This is a genomic window from Zooshikella harenae (genome assembly GCF_018837975.1).
Classification (GTDB): Bacteria; Pseudomonadota; Gammaproteobacteria; order Pseudomonadales; family Zooshikellaceae; genus Zooshikella; species Zooshikella harenae.
In genome coordinates this window covers 1-18,561 of sequence record NZ_JAGSOY010000083.1, presented here as the reverse complement: position 1 = coordinate 18,561, position 18,561 = coordinate 1, and the positions used below count along the sequence as shown (strand labels likewise).

General features: G+C 38.3%; 16 protein-coding genes. 2 read left to right on the top strand and 14 right to left on the bottom strand.

The genetic code is table 11. The features are described from left to right. The 12 genes from KCG35_RS20795 to hutC all read right to left on the bottom strand — a co-directional run. Positions 1-470 (bottom strand): DUF4234 domain-containing protein (locus tag KCG35_RS20795; protein WP_215821787.1); only part of this gene is annotated, 470 nt, incomplete at its 3' end. A 119-nt stretch (positions 471-589) separates the two neighbouring features. Then, positions 590-931, bottom strand: coding sequence for a low molecular weight protein tyrosine phosphatase family protein (locus KCG35_RS20790; protein ID WP_215821786.1), 342 nt, complete (start codon positions 929-931; stop codon positions 590-592). Beyond that, the gene (locus KCG35_RS20785; protein WP_215821785.1) at positions 924-1,139 is read right to left on the bottom strand and encodes a hypothetical protein; all 216 of its coding nucleotides are present in this window, start codon (positions 1,137-1,139) and stop codon (positions 924-926) included. Before KCG35_RS20785 ends, KCG35_RS20790 begins: the two co-directional genes overlap by 8 nt. A 148-nt stretch (positions 1,140-1,287) precedes the next feature. After that, the gene (gene xdhC, locus KCG35_RS20780; protein ID WP_215821784.1) at positions 1,288-2,142 is read right to left on the bottom strand and encodes a xanthine dehydrogenase accessory protein XdhC; all 855 of its coding nucleotides are present in this window, start codon (positions 2,140-2,142) and stop codon (positions 1,288-1,290) included. Further along, a complete protein-coding gene (xdhB, locus tag KCG35_RS20775; protein WP_215821783.1) occupies positions 2,139-4,511 on the bottom strand; it encodes a xanthine dehydrogenase molybdopterin binding subunit in 2,373 nt (790 codons plus the stop codon). Before xdhB ends, xdhC begins: the two co-directional genes overlap by 4 nt. Next, positions 4,504-5,961, bottom strand: coding sequence for a xanthine dehydrogenase small subunit (gene xdhA / locus KCG35_RS20770; protein WP_215821782.1), 1,458 nt, complete (start codon positions 5,959-5,961; stop codon positions 4,504-4,506). The genes xdhB and xdhA overlap by 8 nt, the downstream gene beginning before the upstream one ends. A 26-nt stretch (positions 5,962-5,987) precedes the next feature. Continuing rightward, positions 5,988-6,956: a DMT family transporter gene (locus tag KCG35_RS20765; RefSeq protein WP_215821781.1), complete on the bottom strand. Its 969-nt coding sequence runs from the start codon at positions 6,954-6,956 to the stop codon at positions 5,988-5,990. Further along, on the bottom strand, positions 6,949-8,175 hold the full coding sequence (locus KCG35_RS20760; RefSeq protein ID WP_215821780.1) for a urate hydroxylase PuuD: 1,227 nt from the start codon (positions 8,173-8,175) through the stop codon (positions 6,949-6,951). The genes KCG35_RS20765 and KCG35_RS20760 overlap by 8 nt, the downstream gene beginning before the upstream one ends. A 301-nt stretch (positions 8,176-8,476) precedes the next feature. Then, positions 8,477-9,640 carry a quaternary amine ABC transporter ATP-binding protein gene (locus tag KCG35_RS20755; protein WP_215821779.1) on the bottom strand — a complete coding sequence of 388 codons (1,164 nt, stop codon included), beginning with the start codon at positions 9,638-9,640 and terminating at the stop codon, positions 8,477-8,479. Continuing rightward, complete coding sequence (locus KCG35_RS20750; RefSeq protein ID WP_230409298.1) at positions 9,637-10,497, bottom strand: ABC transporter permease; 861 nt, start codon at positions 10,495-10,497, stop codon at positions 9,637-9,639. Before KCG35_RS20750 ends, KCG35_RS20755 begins: the two co-directional genes overlap by 4 nt. Before the next feature lie 10 nt (positions 10,498-10,507). Further along, positions 10,508-11,491 (bottom strand): ABC transporter substrate-binding protein, encoded by a 984-nt coding sequence (locus tag KCG35_RS20745; protein WP_215821778.1) that lies wholly within the window; start codon positions 11,489-11,491, stop codon positions 10,508-10,510. Positions 11,492-13,107: 1,616 nt separating this feature from the next. Then, positions 13,108-13,818: a histidine utilization transcriptional repressor HutC gene (gene hutC / locus KCG35_RS20740; protein ID WP_215821777.1), complete on the bottom strand. Its 711-nt coding sequence runs from the start codon at positions 13,816-13,818 to the stop codon at positions 13,108-13,110. 862 nt (positions 13,819-14,680) lie between these two features. On the opposite strand from hutC, the gene KCG35_RS20735 reads away from it, so the two are divergent. Continuing rightward, positions 14,681-15,973 (top strand): NCS2 family permease, encoded by a 1,293-nt coding sequence (locus KCG35_RS20735; protein WP_215821776.1) that lies wholly within the window; start codon positions 14,681-14,683, stop codon positions 15,971-15,973. A 17-nt stretch (positions 15,974-15,990) separates the two neighbouring features. Beyond that, the gene (trmA, locus tag KCG35_RS20730) at positions 15,991-17,082 is read left to right on the top strand and encodes a tRNA (uridine(54)-C5)-methyltransferase TrmA (protein ID WP_215821775.1); all 1,092 of its coding nucleotides are present in this window, start codon (positions 15,991-15,993) and stop codon (positions 17,080-17,082) included. 72 nt (positions 17,083-17,154) lie between these two features. On the opposite strand, the gene KCG35_RS20725 is transcribed toward trmA, so the two are convergent. Both KCG35_RS20725 and KCG35_RS20720 read right to left on the bottom strand, forming a co-directional pair. Further along, positions 17,155-17,706: a DUF805 domain-containing protein gene (locus tag KCG35_RS20725; protein WP_215821774.1), complete on the bottom strand. Its 552-nt coding sequence runs from the start codon at positions 17,704-17,706 to the stop codon at positions 17,155-17,157. A gap of 514 nt (positions 17,707-18,220) precedes the next feature. After that, a partial coding sequence (locus tag KCG35_RS20720) for a hypothetical protein (RefSeq protein WP_215821773.1) occupies positions 18,221-18,561 on the bottom strand: 341 nt, incomplete at its 5' end.

The window sequence follows — 18,561 nt, the reverse complement described above, 5'->3', positions numbered from 1 at the left end:
TGAAGATAAATAGCATTAGCAATAAATGTAATGAACCCATTCATCCAAAACAAGCTTCTCTTATTTGACTTACACATATAATGAAGTCTATTTCTTATTGCAAACAACCAAAAGAGTGTTGTTATGGAACTCGCCAAGTTGAAAATAGCTTCAGCAAAAGCAAGTTGTAAATCATAGGTAAAGCCAATTTCTTCAGCAAATACTTGGCATAAACTTAAGATAAAACTCACTACAAAAAGCACTAGAACAGAACCAGACAGAATAGATGAAACTTTACGATCGCATATTCTATTGATGATCACTGTTCTACTGTATAGCCAGTAATAATAGTAAATACCTAGAGTGATTATCATTAAAAATAACACTCCCCATGCACTAAACCTGGGAAGCTGATAAATGCCTTCTCCCCCAGTGTTATGATTGGATATTTCTGAACTTGGGGCGGAATATGGGCTTTTATCTAGAATCACAAAATACTCCAGGAAATAAACTTCATCATCCCAACTTTTAAGTGTTCAAGTAACGACTAAACAAATGGGTACGTCACATGGGCTAACTTATTTTACTCAAGACAAAACATCAGAAAGTATTATGTATGCTTACTTAACAAGTAGATAACCCTTTCTTCAAGTTCACTGATCAAATCAGGGTCCATATATTGATATTCATCGGGAATATCAAGCACATAAACAGGCTTGTACTCAAGCAATCGGGCAAAGGCAACCTGAAGCCTGTTTTTGTGTTTTTTCTCCATCACAAAAATAACATCAGCCCAGCGGATATCTACTGAGCTGACAGTTCTCTTTGCGCGAGGGCTGGTACCCGCCGACCTGACCTTAAACAATGGATCGCTTTTCCAAATGGCGTCAGCCGTAGGACTTCGCCATTGATTACGACTACAAATAAATAATAGATTGACAGGCTTAGTCATTGATCGAAAGTTCTTTTTCAAGAAGTTGTCGAGTATTCAATCGAGGATATGGAAACCCTAACTGCTTTGCTCGAGCAAGCTTTTCAGAGCGAAGATATACCATTTTCCAGTTTTTTTCAGGCTTCCATAGGTTTTCGGAACCCATTCCTTTATTGTGATTAATACGACTTTTGAACCTTCTCCAGACTCTATCTCGGCTGTAAAACATATTATTTCCTCTAGCGTTCATCGGGTTCAGCAGCCGCGATAATACGAAGAGGATGGTTCTATGGTGTAATACCAACATCGAACCATTAATACTGGGCGGTAAGTATACTATTTTTTTTAATAGACTCAACCTTTAATATGAATAAACTTTACTGTGAGTAGATTCTCTCTCTGTCATGATAAAGTGGTTTAAGTTCTTTCCAACTCACACATTGTTTTTTTCGCTCTGACTGTTTTTTTTGATAATGATTAATAACTTCTCCTGCGATAGAAACCGCAACTTCCATGGGACGTTTTCCTGGCACCTCATTTAAACCAATTGGACATCGAATACGACTAATAACTTCTTCACTAAAATTTTTATATATTAGCCTTTGTTGAAAGCGTCGCCACTTATTTTTTGAGCCGATCAAACCCAAATAACTAAAATTATTTTTCTTTAAAATGGCTTCGCAAATAGCAAAATCTAATTGATGATTATGCGTAATTACCAAGTAATAAGCATTAGCTGGCAGTATACCCACCTCTTCCACAGGGTCATCACTATTAATCACAACCACATTGTTAGGAACTAAAGGTGGAAACATCACTTCCCTGGTATCAATCCAGTAAATTTGACAGGGTAACTCACTTAAAATAGTCACCAGTGCTTTTCCTACATGACCTGCACCAAACAATACAATATTGACGCGACTTTCAGTAATCTTTTCAAATAATACAACAGTACTTCCCCCACAACATTGGCCGAGAGAAGGCCCTAAAGGAAAATATTCTATATATTGTTGTACATTTAAATCACTAAGTAATTTTCGAGCCACTGAAATTATTTGATACTCTAAGTTTCCTCCTCCCACTGAGTCAAAAATATTATTTTCTGTTATCACCATTTTTGTACCCGCATTACGTGGAGTAGACCCACAAGTAGCAAGTAATGTCACCAGAACAAAATCTTGATTTGCTGTATTTAGTTGCATAATAGCGTCTATCCAGCCTGTACTCATCATACACCTGCTTTACTTTCAGCTCTTATCAGCTCAATGGCCTGTAAAACTCGTTCTGGTGTAGCTGGTGTATCAAGCTTAGGACTTATGGAATAATTCGATATACTGGAAATAGCATCGCGAATAGCCGTCCAAACTGAAATGGCTAACATAAAAGGTGGCTCTCCTACAGCCTTGGACTGGTAAATCGTTTTTTCAGGATTGGGTGTATCAGAAAAGAACTGAACCCTAAAATCGACAGGAATATCACCGACTGTCGGAATTTTATATGTATCTGGTCCTGTCGTGAGTAATTGCCCCTGATCATTCCATACTAATTCTTCAGTCGTTAGCCAGCCCATACCTTGCACAAACCCACCTTCAACCTGGCCAGTGTCAATGGCAGGATTAATGGATTTACCTACATCGTGTAAAATATCCACTCTGAGTACTTTATATTCTCCCGTTAAGCTATCAACAATAACCTCTGAAACAGCAGCTCCATTTGCAAAATAGAAAAATGGCCGACCTGCTGCTTTTTCCCTATCATAGTGAATTTTAGGTGTACTGTAATACCCTGTTGCAGAAAGTGAAATTCGATTTACATACGCTAGCTGTATTAACTCGCTAAAGCTTATTGATCGTTCACCAAACTTGACATAGTTGTCAATAAAGAAAATCTCATGTTTATCTACTACAAAGTGTTGAGCAACAAAGTCAGTTAACCTTTTTTTAATCGTTCTTGCTGCATTTTGTGCTGCTTTACCATTAAGATCAGTACCTGAAGAGGCTGCTGTAGCAGTAGTGTTAGGCACTTTATCCGTACGAGTTGCAGAAATAAAAATATTTCTCCTATCAACTTGAAATTCTTCAGCCACAATCTGAGCTACTTTAGTGAAAAGCCCCTGCCCCATTTCAGTACCACCATGATTTAAGTGAATACTACCATCAGTATAAATATGAATTAACGCACCAGCCTGATTTAAATGCTTAGCCGTAAATGAGATGCCAAACTTTACCGGAGTCAGTGACAACCCTTTTTTCAGTACTTTATTTTCTGCATTAAATTCACATATTTGTATCCGACGTTGTTGATAGCTTGCATTTTGCTCAAGATTATTTACGAGTTTAGGAAGAATATTTTGCTCCACAACTTGATAATAGGGGGTAATATTTCTATTTGCTGATTTAGGTTGAGGTGACTCATCATAAAAATTGATTTTTCGTATGGTTAATGGATCCGCCCTCAAATAACGCGCAATATCATCAATCGCGGCCTCCACTGTTAACATTCCTTGAGGACCACCAAAGCCACGAAATGCTGTATTGGATACTAAGTGTGTTTTACAACGGTTACCAACTATTTTAACTTGATCAAGATAATAGGCATTATCCACATGAAACATAGCACGATCGACAACAGCATCAGATAAATCGGGAGAATAACCACAGTTAGCACTAAGGGTAAACTCAGCCCCTAAAATACGACCGTCATTATCAAAACCGATACAATAACTGTTTGCAAAGGGGTGACGTTTCCCTGTCATTACCATATCATCATGACGATTTAAACGGAGTTTAACGGGTTGCTGAGTTCTTCTTGCTAATATTGCGGCTAAACAAGCCCAGGGAGCAGCTTGAGTTTCCTTTCCGCCAAAACCACCACCTAAACGCCGAACTTCAACAGTAACCAGACTAAATGGAATATTGAGCACTTCAGCTACTAGTCTTTGGATTTCTGCAGGATGTTGACTCGATATATAGACCACAACACCACCATCTTCAGATGGAATAACATTAGCAATTTGCCCTTCTAAATAAAAGTGCTCTTGACTGCCAATTATTATTTGCCCTGTAATTTTATGCGGTGCATGATTAATGGCAAAAGCTGCATTTCCGCGCTGCATAACATGCGGAGGACGAATAAAACTTTTTTGTTCTAAGGCTTGCTTTGTCTCAAAAATAGCAGGTAATGGCTCATAGCTTATTTTTGCTAATTTTACAGCCTGACAAGCTTGTTGGTGAGAGCACGCAGCTACCACAAATAAAGGCTGGCCGTAAAACTCGACAATATCTTTTGCTAATAATTTATCACCCGGAAAAACAGGACCAATATCTAACTGACCTGGTACATCATATGCCGTCACCACTGCTATGACACCATCAGCCTTATAGACTTCAGTTAAATCAAGCTTCTTAATTTTTCCATGGGCAATTTGACCTGTACCTACAGCCGCATGTAGTTGATTACTCATTTCTAATTGGTCATCAATATAAACTGCCTGTCCTGTAACATGCTTAAACGCACTCTCATGTTTTTCAGGCTTGCCTACTATAATAGCATTGATAGCTGCAGATGGCTGTTTAGCTTTAATATCAGGCAGTTTACGCATAATCTGTCACTCGACTTAATGAGGTTGGATTATTTACTTCAAAAAAACACTTCCAAAGTAGATTTTTAGCCACCTGCATTCGATAGTTTGCTGATGCTCTGAGATCACTCACAGGAGTTAAATCATAATCTAACTGCTCTGCGGCAACTGCAACCGTTTCTTCTGACCAAGATTGATTAAGTAATGCTTTCTCGCTGCGACTTGCACGCTTAGGTATAGCCGCCATACCACCAAAAGCGATATATACTTCTTTTACATATTTATTTTCAATCTTTAAATAAAATGCTGCTAATACCGTAGATATATCATCTTCGATACGTTTCGATATTTTATAAACTTTTAACTGATAGCCTGACTTTGCTATAGGTATTTCAACTGACTGAATGAACTCACCTAGCTGTAAATCACTCACTTTATAATCAAGAAAAAAATCAGCCACAGGAATCTGTCGGCTACTGCAAGCTTGACGTAATGTTAATTGTGCATTTAGTACCATTAATACAGGCAACATATCTCCTATAGGTGAAGCATTAGCTATATTGCCTACAATCGTTCCCTGATTACGAATCTGTTGGGAGCCAAAACGCTCCAATAATTGAGCTAATTCAGGATATAGTTTCTTTAATAACGGTAAACAGTGTTGATAGGTCGCAGCAGCGCCAATACTTAAAATGTTATCATGCTTTTTAATAAATTTAAGTGCATTGATACTGCCAATATAAAGCACTGTTTTTAAAGGGTGATTACTCTGTTTCACTTGCAGCGCAAAATCTGTTCCTCCCGCAAGAAGATAGGCGTCTGGGTATTGCTCTAATAACCTTACTAACTGTTCAATGGATTTAGGCGCAAAATAATGATTTATTTCGTTACTCAAATTCAGTAAAGCATTTGTATCAATTTCTTTCAGCTTATTGATAACATAAAATTCATACTCGACACTTATCCCATACATCATGGATTTTCCAATATTTGCTGCGGCATCAACAATTGCACGATAACCAGTACAGCGACATAAATTACCTGATAACGCTGAAAAAATTTGCTTTTTAGTCGGTACAGAACAGTTTTTGGTAAGTGCATACAATGTCATCACAATGCCTGGTGTACAAAAACCACATTGTGATGCGTTAAAGTCAACCATCGCTTGTTGTACTGGATGAAGTTGATTATTTTCTGTTAAGTTCTCAATTGTAATCAACTGCTTGCCATGAAGTGTTGTTAAAAAAGTAATGCATGCATTCACTGCTTTATAATGAAGCTTTTCATTAGCCAGCTCTCCAATCACGACTGTGCAAGCACCACAATCACCAGATCCACATCCCTCCTTCGTACCACAATATTTAAGATGGTTTCTCAAATACTCCAGTACAGTCATATCACGTGAAATATTGGCAACAGAGTGCACTTTATCGCCTAATAAAAACTGTATTGTTCTTGAGATATTTTTCATTTTTATTTAATTTTTACCTCATCAAGCTATTTTAGATCCACATTCTGCACACATCCTTTATTTATTATTTTCATTTTTCTATTCGTTGTTCTTACCAATGTAATACCACCCACTGCAATCAATACCGCACCGATGATTGCCCCCCAAGAGGGAAGCTCACCAAAACCTACAAAGCCAATAATCCCGCCAAATAATATGCCACAATAATTTATTGGTGCTAAGAATGAGGCATCAGCACATCGGTAAGCCTGTACTGTACAAAGCTGAGCAGCTATTGCGATTGGCCCTAGTAAGCTAAAACAGGATAACTCCCATACCGATACTGACTGCCAATTTACAATGGCAGGTAAACAAAGCACAACGACTCCTAGGCCATTAACATAAAGAAGCATTGTCAAACTTCGTTCATGTGCCGCCATTAATTTTACAAAAACCATTTCTATAGCAATAAGAAAAGCACCAACCAGTGCTATTACAGCAAAAAAATTCAATTGTAGGAAACTGATAACACTTCCTTCCTGACTTCGGACAATCATGAAAGCTCCGATAGCGCAACAAGTAATAGAAAGCCATCGCAAGAAGCTAACGCTTTCCCTTAAGAAAAGCACTGCAAGTAACACAATGAACATATTTTGTGTTAAGCCAATAGCATTCACATCCGCTAACGGCATACCTCCTACAGAAAATAGTAGACAGCTAATGCCAACTACACTTGCTACAGAACGAGCTAAATGCATCCTTAATCGTGAAGTTTTAAATGCTTGCTGTATAGGAAGTCCCACCTGAAAAAAAACTAAACATATTATGGTAATAAATCCCGTTATATAACGAAAAAAAACAACCTGAAAAATTGAAACATCACTTCGAGTCAATTTTCCTGAAGCCAAAAAAAATGAAATAAATAGCGTAGTAAGTAACATCCAGCAAGCACCCACTAACTCCTTTTTTCGCCACCATACCTCAGATGATGTTTTTACAAGGGCTATGTTACTCAAATAATATGTTCTCCTCGTTGCTTGTATTTCCTATTAACCATTGACCAAGCTGAACCCTTTCCTCTTGCGTAATACCCGTGATGTTTCCTGGCGGCATCGCATTCGATAAAACAGCAACTTTCACAATCTCTGGAGCCCAATGCTCCATATCATCTTTTGTCTCTAACACAACGCCATTAGGTGGCAGGTTGATACCAACCCAAGCAGGATTTCGAGCATGACACATACTGCAACGACTGAGTAAAATAGTTTCTGCAGACAGACTAAATGGCTGTGTTGACCCAACTATGTTACGGCTAGCCTGATGTGCCACTGAACCAAGAGCACTCAAAAAAATTACACTCAATGCCATACATACCGCGACAGTCCATGGCCACACAAGGCGCTTGCCAGTTTCATGCAAAGTATCAAAATAATGTCTTATTACAGCCCCGATCACGATAATAAGAGGGATAATAACCCATGAGTAATGGCCAGAGTGAGCCAGTGGAAAATGCATTGCTAACATCATAAAAACAACTGTTAACACCAAATAATTATTATGTCTTGCCCTCATTAAAAACCATTGCATTTTTTCTGGAGATGGCTGTCCATTAGCGGGATCTTTCAATAGCTTATGAAGTGAAGGTAAAATATTTATAAAAAAGTATGAAGTGACATATAACCCAAGCGTAGCTCCCATTTGCATAAATGTACCACGCCCAGAAAAAAAGAGACTATAAAAAAAGCTAAGACCTGTAAGAAAAGTAAAATTTATAAGAAGTATTATTTTCTCGTTTCGTTTTAATGGAGTTCGATATAGACTTTCATGAATAATTAAAGCGAGAAGAATACCAAAAACCGATAGGCTAATTGCTTGCCAAGCCGGAAAAACATATACATTAACATCTGTTAAGTACAGCTCAACCTGGGAGTAGTAAATTAATATCAAGAGTAAAAAGCCAGTTATAATGGTAAAGATATTAGGCCACTTATACCAAACTAATAACTTTTCTGATGGCATATCATCTTGTTTTGACAAATACTTAACTGTGCGATAGATACCAAAGCCCCGAATTGACCAAGCCTCGCCAACAGCATTAGGCTGCGTTGCACTATAGCGCAGCATAGCTCTATCCAGCTCGCGTGTATGGAAGAAAAAACCTAGCCAGACAATTCCTGCTATTGCGTGTATCCAACGAACCGCATACGTAGACCATTCCCAGAAAAATACTTCCATGTATTTTACTCCTGCGTTACCAGATAATAGTTTTTGTATAATTTTTTTAAATAAAAGTTAGCATGTCATATAACAAAAATCGCTCAATCTTACTTTAAAGTATTGATGCAAACTAACTCACATTCAAATAACTATTTATAATTAACCTTAAAAATGAAACTTCTTTTATTTTCACCTCTACAACATTCAATAGCATCAGCTAATAAATCCTTACTGGCATTGGGTATAGCTGTTATGTATTATAAAAATCGCAAGAATCTTCAGTAAAGAAGAATTATAGCAAGGTCCTGTATTTTTCTAATTATTGAATTAAATTGATAACTTTAGTTCTGGAAAGCCAGCCTTTAAACTCATCTTGTTGATTGATAACTGCAATAGGCTGTTTATTATCTAACAATTGTGGAAATACTGACTGTAGCTCTGCACCTTCTGAAATAGTAGCTACTTTATGAATATAACGAGTAATATTTTTATCGCGTGCCTGGTCAGCCTTGATAATATCTAAGTGGGTTACAATTCCTTTTAATATATTACTTTCCAGCACACAAGCATAATCAGCCCCATGATGCTGAAGTTTTTTCAACGCATTTTGAGGAGAAATGTTCGTTGTTATTGTAACATTTGGCTGCTTAATAGCATGCCCCACTGTAAGTACCTTACCTCGATTAACATCTTGCAAAAATGCTTTAACATAAGCATTTTCTGGATTAAGCAAAATATCTTCAGGCGTTCCTTCTTGTATAAGCTCACCATCACGTAAAATTGCAACTCTATTACCTAAACGTAATGCTTCATCTAAATCATGGGTAATAAAAATAATGGTTTTATTAAGCTTTTCTTGCAACGCAATTAACTGATCTTGCATTTCTCGACGAATGAGTGGATCAAGGGCACTAAAGGCTTCATCCATTAACAGAATATCTGGATTAGTAGCTAACGCTCGCGCCAAACCAACCCGTTGTTGCATACCACCCGATAATTGAGCAGGATATTGATTTTCAAATCCATTAAGTCCTACTTGATCCAGCCAATAGTACGCTTTTTCATGGCGAATTGATTTACTGACTCCTTGAATACCTAATCCATATGCAACATTTTCAACAATCGTTTTATGGGGCAATAATCCAAAACGCTGAAATACCATAGACACTTTATGTCGTCGAAAATCTTCTAACTCCCGTTTTGACATTGTCATGATATCTTTACCATCAACGATGATTTGCCCTTCTGTTGGCTCAATTAGTCGATTGAAATGACGAATTAATGTTGACTTTCCGGAGCCTGAAAGACCCATAATGACGTATATTTGACCCGCTTCAATATTTAAGTTTATATTGCGTAGGCCAAGAGTATGACCACTTTTTTCTAATAATTCCCGTTTGTCCACCCCAGCTTTTGCATCATCCAACCATTTTTCCGGCCGGGTTCCGAACAACTTATAGATATTACGCACTTCTATTTTCATGCCGGATGCTCCTGTTGCTGACGACGCTGACCAAAGGCTTGAGTGATTCGATCAAACAAAATCGCTAAGGCTACGATAGCCAGCCCAGCCAATAAACCACGACCAACTTCCAGGCGGTTAATCCCCATTAACACTTCCTGACCTAATCCTTTTGCTCCAATCATAGAAGCAATCACCACCATCGCTAATGCCATCATGGTCGTTTGATTAATACCCGCCATAATATTAGGCATAGCCAGAGGTAATTGAACTCCCAGTAATTGTTGCCTAGCGTTCGCGCCAAAAGCTTGCGATGCTTCAAGCACCTCTTTATCAACCAGACGTATGCCAAGATCAGTGAGCCGGATTAAAGGAGGCACAGCATAAATGACGGTGGCAATGATTGCAGGAATTTTCCCTAGCCCAAAAAACATAACCACAGGTATTAAATAAACAAAGCTGGGCATAGTTTGCATAATATCCAAGATCGGCAGTGCCACTTTGCGTAACCATGATGAACGCGACATTACAATGCCTGTAGGAATACCCACCAGGATTGATAATCCAGTGGCAACAATCATCAATGACAGTGTTTGCATTCCTTGATCCCAAAGCCCAATAGCCCCGATAAAACCCAGTAATGCGGGCATTGCAAGGGTTAACTGCCAGCGACGGCTGCTAGTCCAGGTGAGTAATCCAACCCCCACCAGCACTATCCACCATGGACAATGTCGTAATCCTTGTTCAAGCCAGACCAGCAAATCAATAAAAGGCTGTATGGCTTTATCAAGCATATCCCCATAGGCACTCACCAAATTATCAATACCAGCATCAATCATTTTGCGGAGTTTTCGAGCAGGAATTAGTTCAGGAAACATAAATCCTACCTCACAAAGCTGCTTTAATAGGTTTAGCAACATCATTAGGAACCCACTGTGACCATAAGGATTCATAATGAACCAGGAAATAATGTGCGACCTCAGGAGCTTCAGCGCCCTCTTCATCAGCCCAGGCTAACAATTTACTAACATCTTCTGTTGGAATTTTCACTTTACTTAGAAAATTTACCAGTTTAGGAGCCGCTTGAAAGAAGCCGGTATGAACACCCGATTTTATTTCTGCGATTGGATAACTTCCTGGATAAGGTGTTTGACACTCTGGATTAGTATTACAAATATGACCTAACTTATCAGAAGGAGGCATTGATAATTTCACCATATCAAATTTCCCTAACAACGCAGTCGGAGTCCAGTAATAAAAAACTATTGGCTTACGACGTTTATAATGAGAAGTGATTGCTGCTTTTAGGGCTGCAGCTGTTCCAGGAGAAAAAGTATTAAAATCATCAGTTAATTGAAAAGCTTTCATTAAATTCTGATTGATAACTTCGCAAGACCAACCAATTGGGCAAGAGTAAAATCGGCCTTTTCCAGGATCTTCACGATCTTCAAATAAATGTTTATATTTTGGTAAATCACTTACGGATTTTAATCCAGGGTATTTTTTAGCAAGATAACGAGGGATATACCAACCTTCCACACCTCCAGAATACACATTTCCTAAGCTCTTTACCTGACCTTCTTTAACGTATTTATTCCATGCATCTGAAATACTATTAATCCATACCTCAGACATGATATCTACGTCGCCACGGCCAATGGCTGCCAACATAGGTAAAGAGCTCCCCGTCTCAACAGATGTTGCACAATCATACCCTTTTTCAAGAATAAACCGCTCAATTTCTACCATTACCTGGTTTGACAACCAACTCATCCCCGCAAAGCGAATTTCTCTATCAATTTCGCACTCACTGGCAAAGCTGGTACCTGTTAACGTCATCGTTATCCATAAAAAAATGAATAATTTTTTCATTACAACATACCTATTTATTTGTTTTACTGACTTTTTCACCATAAATAAATGGCAAAAATGTACGCAAATACATACACCCCATCAAACTGATAAAAAGTCAGTTACGGTCTAAATTCAACGTATTTTTTCCTACAAACAGAATACTTCTTAGTCCAACAACCGATGCGGATCTAAACTCTAAAAAGGTAGTATTTTAGCGGGTGAAAGGCAGCATTCTATGGAGATCACAGAATATAAAAAGCAAATAAAATCTAAACTACACGCTTTAAAACAAAACGTGTACGGCAATTAGGCTGTACATATTTAAATGTAACGTTAAGAGTATTTTTTAACCACCTTCAATTTTTCTTCGTCTTTTATCCCTCACCAATGGAAAAAATTGACTAATGTCATTATACACCACTTTTTTAGAGTTCAAAGTATAATCACTCGTTTCACCTGTCTAAGCTAGAGCATTAGTTTATAACACAAATAGAATTTTAACGCCTGCATTATTCACAAAAACCGAATAATTTGCAAGTATTCACGTATTTGCTTTGATATTAGGCGATTAGATCAGCATATATCTTATCAACTCATTTGTATCAAATTATTTAGGCATGTAACCTTTAGCCAACCTTCCCAAACATTAAACGAACGTTTTACCCCCCACCAATGAGAATATCTCTTATTAACTAATGTTAACTGTATATTCTTTAATATTGTTGAAGTAATCTTTGAGTTAAGAAAATATTAAAAAAACAGCAAAAACATAATAAAAAAAATTTTAATTTTTATATATGCCTGTATTTTCACTGAATAAGAACTGAAGGACTATATATGAGCCAAACAACGTCAATAATTTTGTATTTTTTATCATGATGAATTTATATGGCAGTAGTCACACAACAGGAAAAAAGGCCAATATACCCTACAGAGGATATACCAGAAATGCAGAAGAAAGGACCTGGCTAGGCCAGGTCCCGGTTAGCTTGGGGCAAAAAAGCACCAATTGACCTCACAAATCTATATTATGCTCAGCCAATGACATTTAAGTTACATAATTATTACTATACTCGTTTTATGCATTTCATATACTATTTTTATGCGCACTATCAGCGCGTCCCGTACCCCTTTATTAAAGCCATTTTAAAGCCCCTCTGTTCAACGTCTGCATAACGCCCTTCGAACACGCCGTGAATCCTTCCCTCAAAGCTTGGTTGCCGCATCCTTGCGGCATACAGTTCGATGCGCGTTATCCAGCCTTTGTCTACCACTGGCATACATCGAAATACCACAGATGTTCATTTAATCATAATTGAGGTATAGCAAAATGTGAGTTTGCAGTGCTTGAACGGGGTTGTGAAACAGGTGCTGGGAGCACCAACTATTTTTATATGTAATAGCCCTGGACGATAAACTCATTGAAGTAGGATGGAAATTATATTTGTCATGCAACACTACTCCCAAAGCGCATACCATAGCTCATGCTCAGTTAGCTTGACCTATCAAAAACACAAAGCCGTATATCGCAGAAGCAGTGGCAATATCCACATGACAGTTTATTGGTAGAATCTGGTGAGCGCTGTAAAGCTGAGCCAGATTTTAATTAAGAATTTACACTAAAATGAGTATTTTTACTCACTGACACTTTTAGATCTTAATTTATAACGGCTACCTGGATGTAATAATTTAGCCCAGCTAATTAATAGTTTATCCGACCAGGTTCTCCGGTGTAAAAGCAAACATGGTTCAGCGGGATCAATTTGTAATAACTTAGCCTCTTCCACCGAAGGTAATACCGCTTCAACGGTATGTTCAATGTTAGTTAAAGGACACAGCAAACTAAGATATTCGTTAGGCGTCGTTTGCTCAAAATTCTGTTCTAAATAATGGGGAACACTTGTCGCATTAACATAACGATATTCCCACTGAATAGGAACACCATCTTCAAAATGTACAATCTCAGAATGAAACACAGGCGTATCCAGTGGAACGCCTAACTGAACAGCGACTGTTTCATCTGCCATAACTTCAGTTAAACTAAGCACTTGAGCATGGTACTGATGCCCCCGCTCTTGTACTTCAACTGCAATATTTCGCACTGTCACCAGAGGAGATTCATGCTTTAAGTCTGTAACAAAAGTACCTACCCCTGCATACCGCACTAATATGCCTTCAGTTACCAACTCTCTAATAGCACGATTAACCGTCATCCTGCTTACATTAAATGTAGCCATGAGCTCATATTCTGTGGGCACTTTTCCACCTCTAGGATAGCGTCCTTCACGAATACCTTGATAAATCGATTGTTTTATTTTCTGATACTGAGGGATATCACCTTTCATTACATCATTCACACAGTTATTTTGTTACTCACCAAGCAATCAAGGATGCCTTATAGATTGTACACCCTGTATACTGCCACACTTTCTTCAATTATTGTCATTTCAACACTTATTAGTATACCCGTAGCGAAGGGTATATACGTTCATCACTTTCAAGCTAACCACATTACAGCACGCTTTTCATAAAGAATATAACGACAAGTATAAGATGTATGACAAAATTTCGATCTGTGGAGCTGAAGCTGTGGACAACATTAAACTGAAAATAATTGGTCTTTTGGATTTAAAGTATCTGTGCATGCCTTGTGGATAACTTATTTGAAAGATCATTGTCATAATGAAGTTAATACGTCAAGATTGTGACATTACCCTGGTAGATATGTATAAGTGCGTATTTTCATAATACTTTTTTGTTAAACAATTGACCTCGAAGTCGGTTAAACCTGTCACATTATTCCACAGAAGCTGTGGATAACCTTGTGAATTATCGTTGGTTAACCTTACCAACAACGGTATTCATCAACCACTTCACAAATCGTATATTTTTTAACCACCCACAAACCCAACCCTCTGATCAAAGTAACTTAATCTAAAGTTTTTATTGGTTTCCAGATTACTTTTACCTCACCTGACTGTTAGTCAAAACGCTGGCTTTAATGCTATTTCCTCCAATTTCTTCGTCTCAAGCAACAGAGAAATGTAGAAAAATTATTCAACCGATCGATTTTCAGGTACTATTCGCGCCGCAAGATCATGATGGATTTGGCACAGAGCGTTAATGTTCAAAGCAGAGTTATGCATTCGAGGGGGCTGTTTTGGCACCCAGTTAGCCATTTAGATCGTGAAGTACCGGGGTTTTACCATGTTAGAGGCTTTATTTCGCCTGAAAGAACATCACACCACTGTTCGCCGTGAGTTTATGGCAGGTTGTACCACCTTCCTGACCATGGCTTACATCATCTTTGTTAATCCCAATATGTTAGCCAACGCAGGAATGGATCAAGGCGCCGTATTTGTTGCTACTTGCATCGCTGCTGCACTTGGTTGCTTTATTATGGGATTTTTTGCGAACTACCCAATCGCACTTGCACCCGGTATGGGTTTAAATGCATTCTTCACCTACACGGTTGTTGGACAACTAGGCTATAGCTGGCAAGTTGCGCTAGGTGCTGTGTTTCTCTCTGGATGCTTTTTCTTTTTACTCAGCGCTTTTAGAATCCGCGAATGGATTATCCACAGCATTCCTCATTCACTCCGCGTAGGTATTGCAGCTGGTATTGGACTATTCCTTGGTTTTATCGCCTTAAAAAATGCGGGTTTCATCGCCGATAACCCAGCAACATTCGTTACCTTAGGTAATGTGCATGCACCCTCTGTATTACTTGCAGCTATGGGCTTTATCATGATCATTGCCCTCAGCCACCGGCGAGTACCAGGTGCCGTTATGTTGAGTATTCTAACAATAACATTACTGAGTATTGTTATTGGTGAAACAGAATACCAAGGACTTGTTGCCCTTCCTCCCAGCATTATGCCAACGCTATTAGCATTGAACATTCGTGAAGCCCTGGATGTCGGCCTGTTAAGCATCATCTTTGCATTTGTATTTGTAGACTTATTTGATACATCAGGCACACTCATTGCCGTTGCCCAAAAAGGTGAGCTACTTGATGAAAAAGGCCGGCTGCCAAGACTGGGAAATGCGCTTATGGCTGACTCAAGTGCCACAATGGCCGGTGCGATGTTAGGTACATCGACTACGACCAGCTATATAGAAAGTATTGCTGGTATTAGTGCAGGAGGTAGAACAGGCCTTACTGCTGTCGTTGTTGGAATTTTATTTTTGGCCAGTTTATTCCTGTCTCCTTTAGTGAATACTGTCCCAGTCTACGCCACTGCACCTGCACTGTTTTTTGTTGCCGTATTAATGACAGGAGGTCTTGCGAATATAGACTGGCAAGACATCACTGAAGCAGCACCTGTTACCATAGCAGCACTGACTATGCCGTTAACCTTTTCCATCTCTAATGGGATTGCGTTGGGCTTTATTGCCTATGCGGTTGTCAAACTATGTAGTGGCCATTGGCGCAGTATGAATCCAGCCATGCTTGTGTTATCTGGATTGTTTGTTATTAAGCTGGTTTTGTTTAATTAATCGTGGATTTAGTCGTTATGCCAGAGGCAGTATCTCTCGATCAACGTTATCAGGATCAGTTGCAAAATAAAGTCGAACACCTTCGCTCACTATTTGCAACATTCACTGTACCTGAAATTGAGGTGTTTCCTTCAAAACCCACCCAATATAGAATGCGAGCAGAGTTCCGCATCTGGCATGACGAAAACTGTTGTTTTTACGCTATGTTTAAACCAGGGAATAAAAATGAACCCTATGAGGTATCAACATTCCCAGCTGGATCCCCCCGTATACAAACATTGATGCCCCAGTTACTGGCTGAAATCAACAGCTCTGAAACACTACGACGTAAACTATTTCAAGTTGAATTTCTTACCAGCCAGACAGGCGAAAGCTGTATTACGTTAATTTACCACCGACAGCTTGATCAACACTGGCAAGATGAAGCCAAACAATTAAATCAAAAGCTGAATAGCCATATTATTGGCCGCGCCCGAAAACAAAAGCTTTGTACAGATACAGATAGTATTGAAGAAAAGTTAACTGTTAATGGACAGCACTACTATTATCAACAAGTCGAAAATTCATTCACGCAACCTAACGCCTTTATTTGTGAAAAAATGCTTGAGTGGGCTCAGGCATCTGCCACTCAATGCTCTGGCGATTTAGTTGAACTTTACTGTGGTAATGGTAACTTTACGATTGCATTAGCGCATTTATTTCCAAAAGTATTGGCAACAGAAATATCCAAAGTATCTGTAAGATCTGCTTTACATAACTTAGAACGCAACCAAATTAATAATGTTGTCATTGCGAGAATGTCCAGTGAGGAATTTACACAAGCAATGAATCGTGAACGCGCGTTTCGCCGTTTAAAAGACATTAATCTCGATGACTACCAGTTAGATACGATTTTTGTTGATCCGCCTCGTGCTGGCTTGGATGCAGAAACAGAAAAACTAGTACAACGGTTTAAGCATATTATTTACATTTCATGCAGTCCAGCCACATTACACCATAACTTATCAACATTAACACAATCCCACCAAATACAACGACTGGCACTATTTGACCAATTCCCTTTCACTGATCATATTGAAACAGGTGTACTGTTAACTCAGAATGCATAAAAAAACCGGCATTGCCGGTTTTTTTATTATTCAATTTTTTCTACAAAGAATAGAAACTACTTACATTGCACCCTACTGTGGTTGTACTCTTTGTACATAATCATTATACGCAGGAATAGCCAGCGCAGCAGCAACACCAACCCCCACAGTTAATAATGGAAATATTAGACCAAACACAATAATAGGAACAGAATTTTTATCTGGCTTAGGACCAAACTGATTACTCATTGCAGTACCAGGCGCAAACAATAAAACCAAATAGAAAATAAACTGAATCACCGGAATAAAATAGATAATAGCCCACCACGCCGAACAATTCATATCATGTAATCGACGTTTAACTGGCACTAAAGCTACCCATATACTCACAATCGCCGCTAAAGCAATAAGCGCCCCTATTAATATAGGTATATCACCAATCCCACTTTTATAAATGGCTGTAATAACTCCTACAGAGACAGCTATTACAAGAGTGAGTAGAAACTGATACAAAAATGAATAAACTAAAAAGCGTAGTCGGCCAATACGGCCTTCACTGGCAAAAACTTTTGGAGTATAAGTAGCAACCTCTTCAACCGCTGCATCCATAGTTGAAGGTGTTTTATATGGCGTTTCCAACTGCATGTTACTTCCTAAACACAACGTCAATAATACACTATTGGTTGTATAAGATATAATGCAAACGATAACGTTACTGTATTTTTGCTTTTCGTAAGGTTATCTACTTTTTTCTTACACAACCTATCTTCCCAGTAAAGGGCCCTATAAAAACAGTGATTTTATTGTGAGCGCAAGGAAGCATTGCACGGAGGACCGCAGTGTATAAGGAATACATGAGGATCCGAGTACAGCGCTGACACAGCTTTCACGAAAAAAGTGCATTTTTAGAGGTACCCTAAAGTCAAAGTGTATATCCCGACCATGGATATACACTGTCCATATAATAATCCGCTGAACGGATAGTTATTATAAAGTCATCGATTATATACACTGAGCTTTAAGTAAACAATTAGCTTTTAGTCTATATCTAACAACCAAGAACCAAACCATAGTACACAAATATAAACCATAAACATGCAAATAAACAATTCGCAACTATTTAATTACAAAGTAAAACCTAATGGACAAATATATCCATTTAATCCTGATAAGCTTCTCTAATAAAACTCTTCACTCGCTCAATAGCTTTTGTATCAAACCACTCAAATGTAAAATAAAGGAATTTCTCAGATGACCTATACTGCTCAATTACCTTATTCAAGTCTGCAATGACTTTATCCCCCCAAGGTGTTTTAGGTGCTGCAATATAACCCAACATATATTTTAACATACCTTTAATAGGATAACTCACAACAGGGTATGCTAGTGTTATATCTGCTATCCCTACGTCAATCATTTTTATAATGCTTTCAACAGGAACTCTTTCCGCATTTACTTTTTGAAAATAGGGTTTATCCTGGTATTTTTTTATTATATTAT

What these genes read in the sequence shown, in the direction of transcription:
- KCG35_RS20790 (WP_215821786.1), bottom strand. Translation starts at nt 931, where the DNA reads ATGACTAAGCCTGTCAATCTATTATTTATTTGTAGTCGTAATCAATGG.
- KCG35_RS20785 (WP_215821785.1), bottom strand. Translation starts at nt 1,139, where the DNA reads ATGTTTTACAGCCGAGATAGAGTCTGGAGAAGGTTCAAAAGTCGTATT.
- xdhC (WP_215821784.1), bottom strand. Translation starts at nt 2,142, where the DNA reads ATGATGAGTACAGGCTGGATAGACGCTATTATGCAACTAAATACAGCA.
- xdhB (WP_215821783.1), bottom strand. Translation starts at nt 4,511, where the DNA reads ATGCGTAAACTGCCTGATATTAAAGCTAAACAGCCATCTGCAGCTATC.
- xdhA (WP_215821782.1), bottom strand. Translation starts at nt 5,961, where the DNA reads ATGAAAAATATCTCAAGAACAATACAGTTTTTATTAGGCGATAAAGTG.
- KCG35_RS20760 (WP_215821780.1), bottom strand. Translation starts at nt 8,175, where the DNA reads ATGGAAGTATTTTTCTGGGAATGGTCTACGTATGCGGTTCGTTGGATA.
- KCG35_RS20755 (WP_215821779.1), bottom strand. Translation starts at nt 9,640, where the DNA reads ATGAAAATAGAAGTGCGTAATATCTATAAGTTGTTCGGAACCCGGCCG.
- KCG35_RS20750 (WP_230409298.1), bottom strand. Translation starts at nt 10,497, where the DNA reads ATGTTTCCTGAACTAATTCCTGCTCGAAAACTCCGCAAAATGATTGAT.
- KCG35_RS20745 (WP_215821778.1), bottom strand. Translation starts at nt 11,491, where the DNA reads ATGAAAAAATTATTCATTTTTTTATGGATAACGATGACGTTAACAGGT.
- hutC (WP_215821777.1), bottom strand. Translation starts at nt 13,818, where the DNA reads ATGAAAGGTGATATCCCTCAGTATCAGAAAATAAAACAATCGATTTAT.
- KCG35_RS20735 (WP_215821776.1), top strand. Translation starts at nt 14,681, where the DNA reads ATGTTAGAGGCTTTATTTCGCCTGAAAGAACATCACACCACTGTTCGC.
- trmA (WP_215821775.1), top strand. Translation starts at nt 15,991, where the DNA reads ATGCCAGAGGCAGTATCTCTCGATCAACGTTATCAGGATCAGTTGCAA.
- KCG35_RS20725 (WP_215821774.1), bottom strand. Translation starts at nt 17,706, where the DNA reads ATGCAGTTGGAAACGCCATATAAAACACCTTCAACTATGGATGCAGCG.